The 18,061-nt window shown below is 56.0% G+C and carries 15 protein-coding genes and 1 pseudogene; 2 read left to right on the forward strand and 14 right to left on the reverse strand.

Annotated elements, in window-relative coordinates:
• Positions 1 to 142: 142 nt before the first annotated feature.
• Genes ADH66_RS12870 through ADH66_RS12880 form a run of 3 tightly spaced genes read right to left on the reverse strand, consistent with a single transcriptional unit; the run spans position 143 to position 7,502 of the window.
• Complete coding sequence (locus tag ADH66_RS12870; protein WP_084384486.1) at positions 143 to 4,915, reverse strand: S-layer homology domain-containing protein; 4,773 nt, start codon at positions 4,913 to 4,915, stop codon at positions 143 to 145.
• A 22-nt stretch (positions 4,916 to 4,937) separates the two neighbouring features.
• Positions 4,938 to 7,256, reverse strand: a complete 2,319-nt coding sequence (locus ADH66_RS12875; RefSeq protein ID WP_066539983.1) for a LuxR C-terminal-related transcriptional regulator — start codon at positions 7,254 to 7,256, stop codon at positions 4,938 to 4,940.
• 3 nt (positions 7,257 to 7,259) lie between these two features.
• Positions 7,260 to 7,502, reverse strand: a complete 243-nt coding sequence (locus tag ADH66_RS12880; protein ID WP_066539977.1) for a hypothetical protein — start codon at positions 7,500 to 7,502, stop codon at positions 7,260 to 7,262.
• Positions 7,503 to 7,734: 232 nt separating this feature from the next.
• Here ADH66_RS12880 and ADH66_RS12885 point away from each other — a divergent pair, with 232 nt between their 5' ends.
• Complete coding sequence (locus ADH66_RS12885) at positions 7,735 to 8,169, forward strand: hypothetical protein (protein WP_066539976.1); 435 nt, start codon at positions 7,735 to 7,737, stop codon at positions 8,167 to 8,169.
• On the opposite strand, the gene ADH66_RS12890 is transcribed toward ADH66_RS12885, so the two are convergent.
• From ADH66_RS12890 to ADH66_RS12900, 3 genes are all read right to left on the reverse strand, one after another.
• Positions 8,150 to 8,371, reverse strand: coding sequence for a hypothetical protein (locus ADH66_RS12890; protein ID WP_066539975.1), 222 nt, complete (start codon positions 8,369 to 8,371; stop codon positions 8,150 to 8,152). The genes ADH66_RS12885 and ADH66_RS12890 overlap by 20 nt on opposite strands.
• A 292-nt stretch (positions 8,372 to 8,663) precedes the next feature.
• Positions 8,664 to 8,948 carry a helix-turn-helix domain-containing protein gene (locus tag ADH66_RS12895; RefSeq protein WP_236757038.1) on the reverse strand — a complete coding sequence of 95 codons (285 nt, stop codon included), beginning with the start codon at positions 8,946 to 8,948 and terminating at the stop codon, positions 8,664 to 8,666.
• On the reverse strand, positions 8,929 to 10,686 hold the full coding sequence (locus ADH66_RS12900; RefSeq protein WP_066539966.1) for a type IV secretory system conjugative DNA transfer family protein: 1,758 nt from the start codon (positions 10,684 to 10,686) through the stop codon (positions 8,929 to 8,931). Before ADH66_RS12900 ends, ADH66_RS12895 begins: the two co-directional genes overlap by 20 nt.
• Before the next feature lie 89 nt (positions 10,687 to 10,775).
• On the opposite strand from ADH66_RS12900, the gene rhaM reads away from it, so the two are divergent.
• Complete coding sequence (rhaM, locus tag ADH66_RS12905; RefSeq protein WP_407922899.1) at positions 10,776 to 11,069, forward strand: L-rhamnose mutarotase; 294 nt, start codon at positions 10,776 to 10,778, stop codon at positions 11,067 to 11,069.
• 1 nt (position 11,070) lies between these two features.
• Here rhaM and ADH66_RS12910 read toward each other — a convergent pair whose 3' ends face one another.
• From ADH66_RS12910 to ADH66_RS12940, 8 genes and pseudogenes are all read right to left on the reverse strand, one after another.
• Positions 11,071 to 12,003, reverse strand: a complete 933-nt coding sequence (locus ADH66_RS12910; RefSeq protein ID WP_066539959.1) for a DUF3991 and toprim domain-containing protein — start codon at positions 12,001 to 12,003, stop codon at positions 11,071 to 11,073.
• A 3-nt stretch (positions 12,004 to 12,006) separates the two neighbouring features.
• Positions 12,007 to 13,881: a MobP3 family relaxase gene (mobP3, locus tag ADH66_RS12915; RefSeq protein ID WP_084384485.1), complete on the reverse strand. Its 1,875-nt coding sequence runs from the start codon at positions 13,879 to 13,881 to the stop codon at positions 12,007 to 12,009.
• Between the two features lie 35 nt (positions 13,882 to 13,916).
• Positions 13,917 to 14,789 (reverse strand): annotated as a pseudogene (locus ADH66_RS12920) (ArdC-like ssDNA-binding domain-containing protein); the annotation flags it as partial.
• Complete coding sequence (locus ADH66_RS12925) at positions 14,789 to 15,241, reverse strand: hypothetical protein (RefSeq protein WP_084384482.1); 453 nt, start codon at positions 15,239 to 15,241, stop codon at positions 14,789 to 14,791. The pseudogene ADH66_RS12920 and the gene ADH66_RS12925, both read right to left, overlap by 1 nt.
• A 367-nt stretch (positions 15,242 to 15,608) precedes the next feature.
• Complete coding sequence (locus ADH66_RS12930) at positions 15,609 to 16,412, reverse strand: Fic family protein (protein ID WP_066539942.1); 804 nt, start codon at positions 16,410 to 16,412, stop codon at positions 15,609 to 15,611.
• Between the two features lie 82 nt (positions 16,413 to 16,494).
• Positions 16,495 to 16,695, reverse strand: a complete 201-nt coding sequence (locus ADH66_RS20110) for a hypothetical protein (protein ID WP_066539940.1) — start codon at positions 16,693 to 16,695, stop codon at positions 16,495 to 16,497.
• Positions 16,696 to 16,731: 36 nt separating this feature from the next.
• A complete protein-coding gene (locus tag ADH66_RS12935) occupies positions 16,732 to 17,511 on the reverse strand; it encodes a hypothetical protein (RefSeq protein ID WP_066539937.1) in 780 nt (259 codons plus the stop codon).
• A gap of 9 nt (positions 17,512 to 17,520) precedes the next feature.
• Complete coding sequence (locus ADH66_RS12940) at positions 17,521 to 18,018, reverse strand: gamma-glutamylcyclotransferase family protein (RefSeq protein ID WP_066539934.1); 498 nt, start codon at positions 18,016 to 18,018, stop codon at positions 17,521 to 17,523.
• Positions 18,019 to 18,061: the final 43 nt, after the last annotated feature.

Raw genomic sequence — 18,061 nt, forward strand, 5'->3', positions numbered from 1 at the left:
CTCATATAACATGGCTTGATATTCACTATTTTATAAGAAACGGCTTCTTTTCGACACAAGAAAAGCCCGGGAGCATTTTGCTCTCGGGCCATCGTTATTGTGGCGTAGAAAGGGATGGCTTTCGCCATCCCTTTCTATCGCATTATTTATTCAAGTAATTCATAAGCATCTGCGCAACCTCGGCTCTGGTCGCTTTCCCTTTCGGGTCAAGTATTCCATTCCCTTTACCTCTGACGATGCCATTCTCATTGGCCCAGCACAGCGCTTTCCAGGCGTAAGTACTCACCTTCCCGGCATCGCTGAAATCCAGCTCATTCTTGCGTGGTTCGGGGCTGCCGGCGTAGCGCCAGAGCATGACTGCCAAATCCTGCCGGGTGATTGGCCGATCCGGGGCGAATCTGCCGCCGCCTACACCAGTGACGATGCCCTCTGCCGTCGCCCAATTCACAGCGTTTACGTACCAGCCAGTGGTCACATCACTGAACACACCGCTCCCGGCCTGGGGACGCCCTGCCTTGTTATAGATGATCTGCGCGAACTGAGCGCGGGTCATGCTGTCATTAGGGCCGAATTTGCCGTTCTCATAGCCAGCCATCAGACCGTTTTTACACACAAACTCCACGGCCTTGATGTACCAGCTGGTATCGCTCACGTCCGGGAAGGGATTCCTCCAGGGCTTTGGCGATGGGCTGGGGGATGTAGTGGGTGTTGGCGAGCCACTCGGCAAAGGGCTGGGAGAACCTATAGGCTCCGGGCTGGGAGAACCTGCGGGTACAAAATCAGCCTTTACCGTCACATTCCGGCTGGGCATTTTGAAAGTGTATTTACCATTCTTCTCGGTAAGCTCTACTGCCTGGTTCTGGCTGTCTGTGACGGTGATTTTGTCCAGCTTGTAGCCCTCGTCCGGCTGAACGGTCAGGGTCACGGTGCTGCCAGCGTATATGCTGGTGCGGTCAGCGGTGACTTTGCCGTGTTCGCTCTCATTGACTTTTACGCTGTAGTAGCTGACCCAACCGCCGCCACCGCCGGAGCTGCCGGAGGACTTCTTCTCCCAGCCCACGGAGATTGGCGAGAGTCCGGTTACTGTGAACCGAAGGCCATTTGCGGTGTTGGTCACAGTCGGGGTCTCGATGTCACCAATGACATTGCCAAAATCAGTGGTTGTAAACATATGCACAACCGTAAACGTATAGCTGCTGTCTGTCCCGGAAGGATAGGGCAGTGTAACGGTTAATCCCCCGGCGGGGAAGTTGTCTTTGGTCGCAGCTGTCCAATTTCCCCCTCCGTCAGTGCTTACCAGCAATGCCACATCATACACAGCTGTGTTCGTTGCCGGGATGGTGGGGGTTTGCTCCGTGACCTTAGTTTTCATCACTGCTTCCAGTTCTTCCGGGGTATCCAAGCTCGCGTTGGTCTTCAGCCCTGCGGGTACTTCTGAGATTCCTTCTTCCATGACCAGCTTGAATTTATTTGAACCGTCGTCAGCGGGAGGATCAGGCAGCTCTGTCAGCGCCTTCCTCTGTACGGAACATGACGTGTTCGCCTTTTCATGGTTGCTGTCCCCGGCGTATGCCGCTGTAAATGTGTATGTTGTATCTGTGCCGCCTTGGGGGATGTTCGCGGTAAAGGTACCGTCCTGATTCTTTGTCACGGTGATGTCCTTATCGTAGCAGGCCAAGTTTGCTGTGCTGCCATCGGGCAGGCCGGAGAGAGAAAACGTCACGTCGCCGCCGGTCGTGGCCGTGGGGGATGCCGTCAGGCGCAGGGTGGGAGTCGCCTTGCCTATCTGCACCTGGGCATAGCCTTTGGCTTTCCCATACAAGGTGCTGTCTTCCGGCGTGAAGATCACCTCTTTCAGGCCGCTGTCCGCCACGTCAGTCAGCGCCTGACCCGGTACGAAGCTCCATCCGCCTTTGACCGGCGTGCCGTTCGCCACCGCTGTGCCGCTGATCTTCAAGTCCGAAACAGACTGGCCGGTATAGGTCACAGATATCGCGTCCACGGTCAGCTCCGGGATGTCCACATCGGCAACAGTAATTTTAATCATCAAGTCAAACGCATTATAGTTGGTGGAGCTCGAAACAGGGACAGTTACCGTGCCAATCTTATTAACATTAGTCTGGTCAGCCGCAAGCGTGTATGACAGCACACCTTCGTTCACGGCAGGCTGGGGATTGGCAAAGATGCCGCCGCTTACGGTGATATTCCCCAGCTCCGCGCCATCGGGAAGCATCCCGCCGATATCATAAGTCCGGCTGGCGCCAAACTTCGCGGAGGTTTCTACGGTCACATTCTCATGGCTGGCCTTATTTATTGTCACAGCCACCTTCGCCGGAGCGGTGCCGTTGTAATTATCGGTACCTTCCACCTTATACCAGACATCATACGTTCCCGCATTGGTGCCGGTGGGGATATTCTTGGTGTACGTTCCGTCTTGTGCAGTTGAATACACCATATCCCCCACGTTCGCCGTCCCTGCCTCCACAAGCGCCTGGGCCTCCCCGGTATAGGTCAGCGTTTTGGCCGTGGGAGCTGTGACCGTCACGTCCGCTTTCTTGATAGTCAGCGTCATCTCCTCGCTCTGGGCGGCGGTATAGTTACCCTGCTCCGCAATGCTGGCCTTGATGGAGTAAGTTCCAACATTGGTGGGCAAGTCAGGGCCGGAATACGTTCCATAAGTGTAAGTGATCGTTCCGCTGAAGTTTTCGTCGTTTACCAGCGTCACAGTAGGCTCGATTGCCACAGACTGGCCGGTGTAGGTCAGCTCCACTGGGCTATTATTGGCCCACGCGATTGTGGGCGTGGCCTTGCCGATGGTGTAGGTTTTTTCCACACTCCCGGTATAGTTCCCCTTGCCGGTGACGGTGATGTTTACCGTTCCGGCGTTGGTGAAGTCGGTGGTAGCAGCATCGCCGCGTTTGTAGCTGACCTCATAATCGGTTCCCTCAGTCAGCGTGGTTTCCCCCTGCTGGACAGAGAGGGCGGGTTTCTGCTCTGTGCCGCTGTAAGTGGCGCTCTCCGCGGACAGCGTCACCATGTCCGCCGTCAGCAGGGCGGGGGCAACATTGAAAGTCAGCTCGCATTCTGCCAAAGCATTCTCGTCACGAATAATAACAATATTTATTTTTATTTTATGTTCTCCGGCACTCAGAAGGGCATTGCCTGTCAGAGTAGCCATAGTGGGAGGGTCGATAATAGCGTGATCAGAAAAAATAACTGTTTCTCCAAGCGGGTTCTTCACGTTACCAGCTACCGACACCGGCTCCGTCAGGGTGTTTTCCGCTGTGACCACACCGGTCAGATCCCCATAGACCAGCTTGGGAATGTGGATCGTCACGGTGCCTAAATCCTTCCCATAGCCGCAGGTCTTGCAGGCTTCGCTCACCGCTATGACCGTGCCGCTGGCCTCGGCGGTGCATTTGATGTTATGCGCCTCCACATTTTGATACCCGCAGAGCTTACAGATCCGGGTGTGGCTGGTGTCGTTGTGGGTGTATTCGCCGTAGTCGCAGTTTTCCGCGTCCCATGTTTTGCCGCAGGCCAGACAGGTCTTGGTGTGGGTGGACGTATTTTCGTTGTGGGTGTAAGTACAGACGCCCTCGCCGGCGTGGTTACACGCCTTTACCGTCACGGTGCCGGTCAGCTCCTGGCCGTCCGCCTCGAGCGCGATGGGCGTACCATCGCGATAGTAGGCGCAGCCCTCGGCCAGCAGGCTGGCAAGGTTGCCGCTGCCGAATACCTCAATCGCCTTTTCGCCCTCGCAGATCCCGGCGGAGAGCTGGACGGACTGTGCAGAGTTGACGGCCAACCCATAGCCGCCGCCTGTATTGCGTATGGTCACATATTCGCCGGTGACGGATAGAGATGCACTTGCAGAATTGACGTATACACCGGCGGAATTCTCCCCGTTGCTGGTAAAAGTCCCACCTTCCAGCGTTACGCTTCCGTTCACAGCAAGAGCATGGCTCTGCTCAGAAATGATCTCCCCCTCGCCCCGGATGGTCATAGCAGTGACAGAACCTTGAACCCAGACATATTCAGTGCCGGTAAATGTGATGTTATGCCCGCCCAGGTCCAAGGTGCAGTTGACTTTGATGTTGAGGGTATTTGTCCTCTCTACATTCGCCAGCAGGGTGAAGGTGGCCCCAGCGTTGCCGCTGTTTGCGAGGGCGGCGTCCAGTTGATCCGCGAGCAGGTAAGTGGTAACGCCGTCCTTTTCCATCTTAGCCGCGGGGGTTTGGCCGTTGACGCTCGATGTGTCGCTGAGTGTCAGGGTCACGCCCGCGAAGCTGGTGTTGTCCGTGCTGTCCGACAGGGTGATGTTTTTGGCGCTGATGGAGATGGGGTGTTCATCGGAATTATTCTTGAACAGGGTGCCGTTAAGGGCCTCCATGCGGACGTCTCCCTTTACATCAATGGTGAGAGAGCCATCGTTATTGATTACGGCCTTTCCCTTGTCATGCGTCACGGTGAGATTGCCGGGGCCGGTCATGCTGACAACGGCACCTTTATTTATCCAAATAGGGGGAACTGCTGCAGAAACGGATACATTCCCTTCGATCCCGATTTCGCGATTGCCGCATATATAGAGCGAACTTTGGTTGTCGGTGGTTGTAATACGCAAATCCCGCAGGGTAACGCTCGTACCTTCCGGCAGCGTTCTACTAAATGTAATACTTGCGCTCTGGGCCGACCCGGTGAGGACAAGGCTGGTGAAGGTGCCATTCCCCGCCGGATTCATGCCGTTGTAAATAACATATTGCGGCTGTCCATCTTTTTCTTGAAGAGAAATACTTTGGTTGTCCTGCACTGTAAGCACAGTGACGTTCTGGTCCCCCTCCACCGCCAACGCCACCGGCGGCCACATCCCCAGGCACAGGGCCAGGCTCAGCAGAATACTGATAATTTTCTTCATGAGTAAAACCTCCGTTTTGATTCTATATCAGCCCCAAGCTCTTGGCGGCGGCAATGGCGTCTGTCTTGCTGCCAGCCTCCAGCTTGCGGTAGTTCTCCTTGATGTGATAGCGCACCGTGTCCGGCTTCATGCCGAGCCTCGCGCCGATCTGTGTGGCCGAAAGGCCCCCGCTTTGCAGCCGCAGGATCTCCAGCGCCGTGGGGGAGAAGTCATCCCTTGCCGCCGACTTTGGCAGCAGATAGCTCGGATAGCGCCGGGCCGTCTGCTTGGTTTCATCCAGCATCTGCCTATACCACGGGCCGTCCCGACTCCGCTTCTTCAGCAACGGCAGCACCGCCGCCCCCAGCTCGCTGATGAACCGCACGAAGTGATAGCTCTCGGCCTCGTCCAGAGCTGCGGTCAGCATGGCCTCCCACTCCGCCCCCAGCCGCTGGCGCACGATGGCCCCCAGCACCCCGGCCTCCATGCGGATGTACGTCCTATGGCCGCGCCCGGCGTATTCGTTGAGCTTTTCCAGCAGGGCCAGGGCCTTGAGGTTCTCGCCCAGCGCTAGATAGCAGCGCACCTTGGTCAGATAGCGATAGCGCTCCATGGTGATAAATTCCTTATCCTCGTCCGGGGCCTCTTTCAGCCACTCCCGAACCGCCTCCATGTCACCGGCGTACAGCGCTATCCTGCACCGCATGGCCCGGATATTGGGCAGGAGCTGCATCACCCGCTGCTCCTTTACCGCTGTCTGGAAGGAGTCGAGTATCGTCCCGGCGTTTAAGAGGTCGCCCTGTAAAATCATCATCCGCACCCGCTGGCCCACCGCCGAGAACGCGATCTCCGGTCTGCCGCCGCACTCGGTCTCCACCTGTCCTCTGGAGAGCAGAGTCAGCACCTCGAAGGCATTCTCGCCCTTCTCGAACAGGCTCTCCCCCAGGGCAATTTTCGTCAGTCCCTTGCCGTAGCTCCCCAGCACCCGCTCCACCAGCGGCCCGACAGTCCGCGCCAAGGCCCGGTCCGAGCGGCTCCACCGGCAGAAATCCTTCCCGCCGTTCATGGTGCTGGGCACGTTGCTGGTGACGGAAAACTCCGGCAGGCGCGCCCCCTGGTCCAGGAGCATAGCAGGCGCTCTCAGCATGATTTTCAGCACGTCCCGGCTCCCCCGGTGGGGCAAGCCGATGTCCAGGTAGCATAGGCGGCTCTGGGCCTCCCGCTTTGTGCCGCCGGTGGCAGTCTTGGCGAAATCGGCCAGCTTTTTGTACCAATACTCGCTTTTTTCCTCGTCCATCAGCATGGAGTGGAGCATAGAAAGCCCTGCCATGAGTACGGGGCTTTTTGCGGCCTCATCCTCATCCATGCTGAGATAGTACCGGCGCAGTTCGTAGTAGTGGCCCGCGCCAGGGTTCGTCCGGGCGTTGCGGATAAGCAGTTCCCGGATCTGCGCCCAGTTCTCGGCCTGCTCGTACATCTCCAGGGCCTCCGAGATATGCCCGTTCATCTCATACCAGACCCCGGCGTTTTTCGCACAGGTCCTCAACTGCTCCTCCCCCAGCGACTGCCTGGACCGCTCCCGCAGAGCGTGGAGGAGCACCGGTCGCAGGCGGTACGTATCGCCCTCCAAAAACAGGAAATTGCCGGTTTCAGCCGCCTTTTGCAAGTAAACCGAAGCCTGGCGGCTGGCGGTGATGAGCTCTGCCAGGGGCAGGGTAAATTCGTCCACCACGCTGACCCTCATGAGGAATTCCAGCAGCTCGCTGTCCCATTCCACCATCACATGATCTGTAAGGTACCGGGCGAAGCCGTCGTGAATTTCCTTTTGCATCTGCGGCCCGGGAGTCATACCCTCGGCCATCTTCAGTGCCGCGTGGCGCACCGCATAGGCATTGCCCTCGGAGTTCTCCGTTAAAAGCCGCAAACCATCCTCGGTACAAGAAAGCCCCAGCCTGTCCAAGTACCCCGCAATTTCCTTTCTGCCCAGGCGCAGGTCGTTCTCGCTGATGATCATGAAACCCACATTGATGTATTCGGGCATGAGCCAGGCGGGTACCGGGCTGCGGCTTACGATGATCAGCCAGACCTCCGGCATGGCGACGATGCTCCTGACTATTTCTCTCCGGGATTCGTCCAGCAGATGCAAATCGTCCAGCACCACGATTCCCTGGGCCGGGATATCATTTTCATCCCAGCGCCGGTTCCCGCAGTTCAGATAGGTATGGCGGCGTTTCGCCAGATATTTTTGTACAAAGGTGGTCTTGCCGTAGCCGGTTGCCCCATAGATATAGGCGGTCTGGTCAATGCTTTTCGCGGCTTTTAGCTTACGGTTCGCGCTCAGCGGCATGATGTACTGTTCCAAAGCTCACACCTCCGCCCTAAAAATACGCGCAAAAAAGCCACAGGAAACACGCCAGTGCTCCTGTGGCTTTTTGTGATATAAGGTTAAAATGGGCGCAGTTATACCTTGCTTGCTTGCTTGCTTGCTTGCTTGCTTGCTTGCTTGCTTGCTTGCTTGCTTGCTTGCTTGCTTGCTTGCTTGCTTGCTTGCTTGCTTGCTTGCTTGCTTGCTTGCTTGCTTGCTTGCTACACAATTATGTGCGCTCATTTGGAAAATGCAACCCCTTTTCTGTAAATTCTTTGTGAATATTTGCTTATTTAGGCCCTACTCAACCCATCATAAAAATATTATACAGTGTTGAGGATGCAATGTACACTCCCTAAGTTGGGTAGTTTGCCAGCTTTTTTTGGCATGAGTATTAACTCTTGATTTTTCCCGTGGATGTGGTACAATCATGTTGTACTTATGCACTCACAATTCACCTCAAGGAGGCTCAAAAATGGCAGTCAATTATGACGTTCCGATGACTTGGAAGGACTTTAAGGCTTTAGAGAAAGAGGAACAGCGCGATTATCTTCAGCACCTGATTGACACTTACGGCGCTAACGCGGTATCCTTTGCGCAGATGTTCAAAATCAACGCAAACACCGTGCGCAGGTATATCTCAGACAACGACGTCGGAATCAAGCTGAGTCGTGGGAGCCGTGTTGACCGCGCCCGCTGGAATGAGTTCCTGGGTGTTCAAGAAACCGAGGAAAAGGCAGCAGAGGTGGTCCAGCCCCAGCCGGTTTCCTGCGGGATGCAGGTCTGCTCCGCCACTATGCGTTTTTGTGGTGCGATTGATGTCGACATGATTACTGCTGATCTCAAACGCGTTTTCGATGGGAACACACAGGGGGAGATTGAAATTACTTTCACATTGAAGGGCGAATAACCGGCTCAATCCATCTCAAAATATTCCATTTATCCATGCGGTTCAGTGTCATGCGCTCGGCCTTTTCTTCCGCAGAGAGGCGGGAGCAGGCTTTGCATATGTGTGCGGCATGTCCCTTGCCGCTGAACTTCTCGTTGGCCTTGTACTCGCCGCAGATTTTGCAGTAATGTCCATGAGGGCGGTTCTTTCTTTTCTTTGGCATATGCGAACCTCCTTGTTGCTAACTCTATTCTACCCCACTTCTTCACAGCTTTCAACACAGCTTTCAACATTCAATCGTCGATAAGCAGAAAAAGAAAAAGGCCGCGCCGCGAACTTTACTCACTGAACCATCGTTGTTAAAAACTTATCGCTGAGTATACTTTCTCTTTACCTTTTTTCTTTCTGCTTACCCATAAACTGGTAGGTTAACATTCCCCTGTCACCATGACACCCTCCCGGTATCACGAAAATCCGAGACTGCTCCCTTGTGAGTAGTTTCAGCTTTTCAATCATCACCACCCTGGCTCGGCGTTTGTCAGTGTATATAGGTTAGACGAGTCCGCGCCATTAGGCCGCTGCCGCCCGGTGACGTAGAGGAACCCACCCTTCTCCAAGTCCCGGATGGCCCTATGCACCGTGGCCTCGGACATCTTTGTCTGTCTAGCTATGGTCGGCACGGAAGGAAAGCACTGCCCCTCCTTGCCTGCCCGGTCGGACAGGTACATATAAACCAGGATTGCGCGTTTGGGCAGGTCGCTCTGGTATAGGCCCTCCATATTATACATTTTCTGTTTCATTCCTTTCGGTTCGTATTTTAGCTGGCTTCTCCACAGGCTGGGTAGATGGCTCTGATTTCCTGGGCCGCAGATGAGGGAACGCCTTATGGATGGCCTCCATCAGCGCTGCGCGGCTGGCGTACCGCACCGGTCTGCTGCCCCTGTCCGGCACCTGGTACGGCTTCCCGAACTCAATGCCCCACTTGAAGAAAAGCTTTAGCTTGACCTTCATGGGGTTCACGCCGGTTTTCATCACCACGAACTGGCCCTTTGGCATGGACTTCAGCTCGTCTGGGGTCATGAGGGGGCGCTCTATCATCTGCAAAGACTGGCTGGGGTCATTCTTTCCCCGGCTGACGGAGCCGGAGAGCGCCGTCCTGCTGCCCAGGGATTTGCTCATGACCTGGGCGGTTTCGCTGTTGGGCGCAAAACCGCCAAAAATGGTGAGCTGCGTGTTATCTATTATAATTTCAGCACCCTCTTTGCCGTAGTTCTTCTCAAGTTGCCCCAGGGATTGAATGACCGGCACAATGCTCAGACGGCGGGAGCGGCTGGCCGAGAACATCATCTCAGCGGACTCTATCTTCGGCAAAGTGCCGAACTCGTCAGCGAAGAATACCGCCCGGTTCTTCAGCTTGCCACCGTTCTCGTCTGCCACGGCCAGGATCTCCCGGTAGAGCTGCTGGATCACCAGAGATACCATGAAAAACTTATTGGGGTCTTCCTCGGGCATCACCAGGAACAGAGCGGATTTCTCGTTGCAGAATGTTTCCGCGTCTACCGCCGTGCCGAAGCACAGGATCTGCTCCATTTCGCTATCGAGGAAACTGTTTAACCGAGCAAGTGCCGTGGACATGACGGAGGCCATGGCCTGTTCGCTGGAGGACAGGGCCGCTCCCGCAAACCAGCGGGCCTTGTGGTCAGATGGTAGCGAGTCCATGAGGATGTGGAACAGGGTCTTGCCTTTTACGCCGCTGGGAGCCAGCAGCTCCTGGATGATTTTGAAAATGGATACGATGTGGCGCTCGGCAGGCTCACAAAACTCTGCCACCAGCAGGATTGCCGAGGTGAGCAGGCCCTCCGCCGCATCGTAAAAGAAGGCGTTTTGACCGTAGCTTGCGCTGTCGCCGCCTGACATGATGATGGTCTTTGAGATGATTTTGGCGTACTTCTCAGCCCTTGCTTTGTGGGCCAGCTTGCCCTCCTGCTTGTACAAATCGGCATATTTGTTGACCAGATGCAGGAGGTTAAAGCCGTCGCTCTTTGTAGGGTTGCGCAGGTCAATAACGGAAACCCGGTAGCCATAGCAGTCCCTAGCGATGCCAGCATAGTTGCGAAAAACATCGCCCTTGGTATCAGTATTTAAGAATGACATCCCACTTGCCAGGGCGTATTCCAGACAGGGGTAAAGCCAGTACGCAGTCTTTCCCACGCCAGCCGCGCCTATCATGATAGCATGGACATCGCCGGTATCCACCAGGGCGGTGGTGCCATGCTTTTTGTTTTTACAGCCAACCACAATGCCCTGTTTGTCCGGTAGATTTCTTCCCTCCCGCCAGCGTTCGGGGGTAAAATCGACCTGCGCATAGGTGCGGACAATCTCCCCTCTGGTGGCCCACCGCGCGGTACCGTGCTGGCCGTGGCCCACGGTCTTTGCCTTGATGTTCAGCGAATAGAAATTACTCAGGGCGGTGATCCCTGCGAGGACGGCAAGCATGATACCCGCCGCCAGAATCAGACCGCCGACGTTTTGCGGCATATTGATAACCTCCCATTGAATTGGTTGTGCATTTGTGGTATGCTTTTCAAAAAAAGAAAAAGGTAATACCCATGTTAAAAGCATTCAAAATGAAACTCTATCCCGGAAAAGCCCAGGAATATAAGCGCCGCCATGACCGGCTCTGGCCGGAGATGTTGGAGATGATCCACGCCCATGGCGGCAGAAACTATTCCATCTTCCTGGACGAAAGCAGTCTTACTCTGTTTGCGGTAATTGAGATAGAGAACGAGGAGCTATGGGCGCAGGGCACTGACACGGCCATCAACCGGAAGTGGTGGGACTATATGGCCGACATCATGGAGACCAACCCGGACAACAGCCCCGTGTCCACAGACCTGCCCATGCTGTTCCATCTTGACTGACTCACATAGCCATCACCTGCCCCATGGTTTCCTCCTGACTAGTGGAGAGAAGTTCCTCGTTCCAGTCCTTCTGGTCGGGAAAATGAGCACTGACCTCCACCTCCCATTCCTCCAACAACTCCCGAGCGATGCGCTCGGCGGCCTTATGACCGGCCTCGTCATTGTCCAGACAGAGGGTGACTTCCTCCAGCTGCGGGCAGTCCTCCAGGAAGCGCTGGATGGGAGCGCTGCCCACCCCGCACAGCGCAACGTAGGAGTTCTCCTGCCAGTTCTCCGGGTGCAGGCTGATGTACGAGAGCATATCAATGGGGGCCTCAAACACATAAAGCTGTCGGCCCGGCCCGGTGTGGTGAAAGCTGTACGCCTTTTCGCTGCCGCCCAAAGTCTGGCGGAACCCACTCTCAGAGAGGGTCCCACGCATATGGATGTGTTTGACCCGGCCCTTTCCGTCCATGCCAACGAACACGGCGTTGTGTTTGTCTGCACTCTCATATATAAGGTGGGCATGGGCGAAAGCAGACACCAGCTCCGGGTCGATGCCCCTGGTCTGGCAGAGATACGCAAACACCCGCCGCATATTGCCGTTGGCGGCGGGTGGTACCAGTTCGATTTTCTTTTCTTCCTGTTTGGGTGGGATGACCTTCCTGGCAGGCCGGAGGCGTTCCGGCACATCGTCCAGCTCGGAAACAGAACAGCCAAGGTGCTCGGCCACGGCCCGTTCCTCGGACATTCCATAGAAGTATTGCAGGAACTTCACAGCGTCGCCGCCCTCTTGGGTGTACTGGTCGAACCACACATTGTTGCGGACGGTGACGCGCTCCCCTTGGTAATCCCACTCCCACTCGGAGCCGGATTTCTTAAGCTTTTCACCACGGGAGCGGAGCCAGTACACCAGGTCGGTGTGGCCAGCCTGGTAGCGGTCTTTTGCAGTCATGATCTAACCTCCCAACTTCTGGCCCTGGGCCAGTTTCTTTTCAGCTATCTTACTCATCAGCTTGCGGTCTGAATGGTGCATATGTTCATTGTCCAGGTCGCGGAGCCTGTCTTGAAAAATCCCCGCCGCCTGCCGCAGAAGGCGGAGAGCTGCGTTCATAACAGACCAGCTCTGAGCGCCCGAGGTTGAGTGCAGAGAGTCCAACAGCCGCTGGGCGTACTCGTTTCCATGGGCGGCGGCAGCTTGAAAGTAAGCAATGGCGCGTACTTCATCCCGCTCCACTCCCTGGCCCCGGCGGTACAGACATCCGAAAGCATATGCGGCAAATGGGTTACCCCCGGCTGCTGCCTTCTCATACCACTCTGCGGCCGTTCTGAAATCCTGCTCAGTACCATAGCCCGAAGCGTACATTTTACCGATGCGGTACTGCCAGTAGTCCGGCTTTTTGCTCCGGGATTCCTCGGCCATAAACGCGGCCAGAGCCTTGCGGAACCTCTCCTGGGCCAGTACGTCGTTCTTCTCGCAGCCGAAACCGTTTCTGGCCATGAGCCCTAAATCGTACAGAGCAAAGCCGTTGCCTTTCTCTGCCTCCCGCTGTAGTAGTTCCATTGCCCGGACAGGGTCAGGCGAAGCAGTTTCTGAGCCGTAGAGGTATTTCCGTGCCAGCTTGTATTCATCCGACCACCAGGACTTCTTCCCACCATACTCCCGACTGAAATAGCCAGGCTCATCGGGTTCCTGCTGTTCCTTTATGTTTTCTTCCTGATGCTCTATCCCCAGCGCCGCCTTGACCACTGCATTGCGGATAGGCTTGAACTCAGGGTTCTGCGAGAGAGGTAACCGTTCTGATGGGTTGCCGGAGTAGGTCTTGAAAATCTCATCCCTCTGCCGGTACCAAAGGTCATAGAGCGCAGCTATCCTGCTATCCTGTGCCATCTGATCCACGATAGTGTCCACCAGCTTTTTCGCCCCGGCTGAGAGATAGCCGTATACTTTCTTACCCTTATGTCGTTTCAGCCGCCGTGACAGCTCCACCAGCATCTGCTGGAGCTGTGGGTCGACGATCAAGCCACTGTTAATCTGCTCCACCAGCTTTGCAACCTTCTCCTTGCTCTTGGCCCGAAGCTCGTCCCGGTACTCCGTCTGCTGCTCATAGATACAGTGAAGGTCTTGCGCAAAAATATCTTTGGCGAATTCAGAACGCAAATTGTGTACTCCCTGCTTGGTGAGGTAGCCTTCGTTCTCCACCGTGGAATATGCCAGTAGGTGGACGTGGGGATGGTGACCCTCGTTGTGAAACGCCGCGAACCACTTAAGGTGTTCCAAGGGTATCTTGAGGTTCTCCGCCAGTGCCTGGGTCTGAGTGCGGAGCATATCCCGCCAGCGGGAACCGGTATCGAAGCCCAAGCGCTCCGCATCCTCCCGCCGGAGAGATATTATAATGGTATACACGTTGCCGCCATAACTGTTGAGGTCTGCGGACACCCTATCCAGATTGACCTGCACACCATCGTCGGTGAACAGGCCATGTGAGCCCAACCGCTCGGCGCGGGGGCGTGTAGCTATGTAGTCCGCATAGGTCTTGGAGGTCAGGCACTTGCTTGCGTTGTCCTCTATGGCGCGGGTGATGAACTCAGAAGCCGAGCCTACTGTCTGGTTCTGGAGGTAGTCCTCATACTCAAACATCTCCCTGCTGTCAGAAAAATCTTTCAGCAAGCGCTGAATGAGCTGCTGTTGTTTTGCGGTGACAGGAGCGAACCTCTGGCTGTCGTCCAGTTTTTCCACACCCTCTCGGGTGGCGATGTACTTAGCATAGCCGCCCCGAGACTGCCGGGCGCTGGGCTTTAGGTACTTGAACTTGGTCACGAGTTTTGGCATGGAGTACCTCACATTGCCAGAGCCGGGCCGATGATTTCTTCTTCTGCCTCATGCTGCTGGCGCAGTTCATGGAGATAACCGTCTACGCTGTCGATGATATCAGCGGCGGTGTTGCGGATAACCTCCAGCGAGGAGCGCAGCTCCTTCAACTCTTTCCCCGAACTCCACCCGGCCACATAGCCGAAGGAGTAATCGGAAGTGTCCAGGCCGAAGTGCTGGCAGACGGTAAACGCCACGCTCTCTGCTTGGCACTCCATGGTGCGTTTGTCGATGTCCGGGCGCTCGTCCTTGGGCTTACTCAGGTCAACATCGTGGAGCTTAGCGTGGCTGATCTCGTGAACCAGAGTCTTGAGGGTCTGCTGTTCACTCAGGCCCTCCCGGATAGCAATGCGCTTTTCCGATGGACTGTAGTACCCATAGGCGCTGCCGGAGATATCCTCGAAGGCAATCGGTACCGGCGAAACCTGTTCCAGTGCGGCGTAAATATCGTTGAAGGTATCCATGCTCCCCATGAGGGGAGTGGCGATGGTGGGCAGAGGTTTCCCCTCAGTCTGGCTCAGGTCATAGGTGGATACTACCTTATAGCGCGGAACCAGAACTTCCTGTTCTTTCCCGTCCTTCTCAATTATTTTCTTGTAAGGCGTAGGAGCAATGACCTTGATGCCCTTCTCGCCCTTCTTGACGTACCGCCCAAACTTCTTCCAGGTCTGGAACCCGGCCAACCGGGTGGCCCCCGGACACTGCATGGCTATCAGCAGGGTGTTGTTGAAACTGTAGTTGTGAAACCGGGCCATAACCCGCAGGTACTCCTTATAGCGTTCACTCTCAAAAAGTTCTGTGACCCCCTGCTCCAGCCGGTCGGTGATCTCCTTGAGGCGGTCGGCGGTCTTTTCTGATTGCAACTCAATTATGTTTTGTTCCCCCATTTGCTTCCTTTCTGCCACTTGAAGGCGTCCTTCAATACGAAATTGCCATTGGTCCGTTTCACCTCGTTGACGCACTCGATATGCAGTTTGTCCAAGGTCAATGGGTCGACGTCATTTGCGGCGGCTATAATATTCATCATCATAGTCAGGCTGACCGACATTTTGAAAAGCATCGTGCAGATGCGGGACACCGCCTCCATGACGACACCCTTGACAGTGGAGGTGATCACGCTGGGGAGATACCCATGGGCGTTCTGAGAGGAGAGATACCCCGCATAGAAAATGACAGCCTTCTCTATAAACTCGCTGCGGCTCTCGCAGTTATCCTCCGCGTACAGTTTGTCCGCCAGCGCTAAAGTGGAGGGCTTGATCCAAAGCTGGAAGCGCCGTTTGACCTCTTTTTTCTCTGGTTCCTGATTTTGGATGATATACACCTCCCTTACTCATGGCGCCTGCCTTTGGCACCGTAAAATCTCCCGGAAATCCGGCGTTTCAACGAGTCACAGCACCGTATCCGGGAGTCACTGCCCCAAAACCGGCACCGTACCAATTTTTGCACAAAAGTCCCGGAATTCCTTGAAACGACCGGCGTTGCCGGGCGATGTGAGATGGCCCGAGTGCCGTCTGCGGCACCGGGCCTTTCTTCCTGCTTGAGAATCCGACGCCTGGACTCCGGGCGCTCCTGGTAAAACTGCCCAACCGGAAACCGGCCCACAAAGGCCCCACACGGCCCCGGAGGGCCTCTGGGCGGGTACTTTCTCCACCCGGCCCCCAAACCGGCCACACGGGGCCACACACGGCTCAACAGGGGGCCTCCCTCGCGAACGCCGCCAGGGGCTTGTGGCCCTGGTTCTCCTTCTCCACCCGCCATAGCTGGATCTTCCAGGTTTCCTCTATCATTTGCCGGAAGAAGTCCTCCAGCGGCTCCAGATTTTCCTCTACGTCATAGGCGTCCAAAGCAGCGTAGTAGTCATCCCGGTGGTGTTCAAAAAATACCAGCGGCGGGTGGTCGTGCTGGATGAGATAGTAGTTGACCAATGTCCGACCCACCCGTCCGTTGCCGTCGGCAAAGGGGTGTAGGTGTTCAAAGCTGGCGTGGAAGTAGGCCGCTGCCTTGAGAGTCCAGGGGCCTCGATAGCCCTTGACCTCCGCCAGCAGGTCGCCTACCTCCTGCTCCACCCGGCTGGCCGGTACGCCCACTTCATGCAGGCCCACGCCGTAATCGTGTTTCTTGAACTTGCCGGGACGCTCGCCGTTGTCGATGTAGTGGCTCTGACTGTAGGTGCCGTTGGTGAGCAGCTTGTGAACCTCAAGCACCAGAGGAATGTCCAGGGGAGCGCGCTCCACCAGCTTGGCGCGGGCGTATTCGTAGCACAGCCTCTGGTTGCGCTGCTCCAAAAGGGAACGCACCACCCCGGTGTACTCGTTCACGCTGTCCCTCTCGAAGATGCTCACGGTGTCGTGGTAGGTGATCTGCGGGTCGCTCAGCCGCCCGGACTGAAACGCAAAGCTGGTCTTGAAATTGTCCAGCACCCGGTCGATGTCGGCGGCTGTCTCCAGCTTATGAGACTTCCACATGGCCAAAATTTTATCGTAGGTTTCCATTTTTCCTCGCTCCTTCCACAAAATGATTTGAAAAATGAAAGAGGGAGAGGCCGCCTCTGGCCTGCTCCCTCTCCGTTTTTGCTTACTCCTGCACACCACCAGCGCTGATTTTTCCCTCGGATTTCTCCACGAAGTTGCGCAGGTCACCCTTGACGTGCTTGCTGAAAATCTGCTCAAGGGCGTCATCCAACTCTTTCTCAAGGGTAGTACCCTTGCTCTCGAGGATGAAAGCCAGAGCGTCATAGCGCCTTTCGGAAATCTTCACCGTAATATTTTTATCCATCTGATCCCTCCGATCATTGTTTTTTCCTTGCTAAAGTTACTGCATTGTCATCTCCGGCCCACAGGTTATCTCCACCTCATAGGGACCTCCCAGCCAGACGATTCCCGGCTCCTTGAGGAAATCGTCCCCGGCCTCGTTCATGATGCCCACGTCAAACTCATCCGCATCGTACAAGTAGTGGCCTCTGCCCCCGCCTGTGTAGACGGTACAGAGCGCCGGCCACTTCTCATAGTCACCATACCTCCAGAGCATATCGTCAAAGAAATCACTGGACATGATTTCGTCTGCCTGCGTAACGCACCCAGGGAGGAAGGTACTGCCTGCCGGGCCGGTCTCCCAGCCCAGGAGCAGGAGGGTGAACCGGATGGGCTGTCGCGCCGTCATGCGCCGCAGTTCCCAGTTTGCCTTGTCGATCGTCTTGCCTTGCATATCTGCGCTTCCCGTCCAAGGAAGGTGCGAACCCATGTCGTCCAGCAGTTCCCTGACCGCATAAATCTGGTGGCGGCTATCTCCAGCTCTGTGGCTCAGTGCTGACACATAATCCGACAGGCCCTGGATGGTGTCGCTCTGAAGTTTGAGCGGGGCTGGCTCCGCTGCGAAGATTCCTTCCGCCTCTTTCAGACGCTGGTTGTATAGCTCCAAGAGCGACGACTGTTCACCGTTCACGTCGTCCATCTCTCCGAGAACAACTCTTGCCCACGTAGTCCTGAGCGCATCCCAGGGCGGAGCGCCGTCAGGCCGGTGCCGTTCCCATGCGAACCGCCGCTCGATGGTGTATGCCGCCAGACCCTCGGCCACAACTGTTTTGTCTTTCATAGTCACCTCCTATAGTATCGATTGCTCAGACGGTTTGCCCTCGTCCGGCAGCTCATAGGTCTGCCGCAGATGCGCGGTGGAATACTCCACGGCCTCGTCCAGAACCGCTGTATCAAAACCTGCGGAGGCGTAGCCTTCCCGGATACAGTCCAGATAGGGTTTGCTGGGTGCGCCGTAAGCGAAGCCGGGGCCCATCACGTAGACCATGGCGCTGACCTGCTCTCCGGCTGCCTCAACCGTCAAATCCTGCTTGCCGTATAACCAGGGATAGCCCTCATATCCGTCCAGTGCCTGCTCGTCCTCCGGCGTGATCTCCCACAGCACCACAGGCACCGCGTGGCCCTCTGCCGGTTCAATGGACGCCACCGCCGCCTCACTTCTCCCGGCGAAGAACAGCCGGTGGTTCTTGAGCCAGCCCTTGCCGGTCACCCTCGCGCCGGGACAGCGCCGCTCCATCTGCTCCAGATTCATGTTGCTGCCGTAGGCAATGTATTTTTTTGCTGTCATGTCAGCTCCTTCTTAATTCCTTGAAACGCGGAAAGGCCGCGCC

Origin of the sequence: Acutalibacter muris (assembly GCF_002201475.1) — a bacterium.
Classification (GTDB): domain Bacteria; phylum Bacillota; class Clostridia; order Oscillospirales; family Acutalibacteraceae; genus Acutalibacter; species Acutalibacter muris.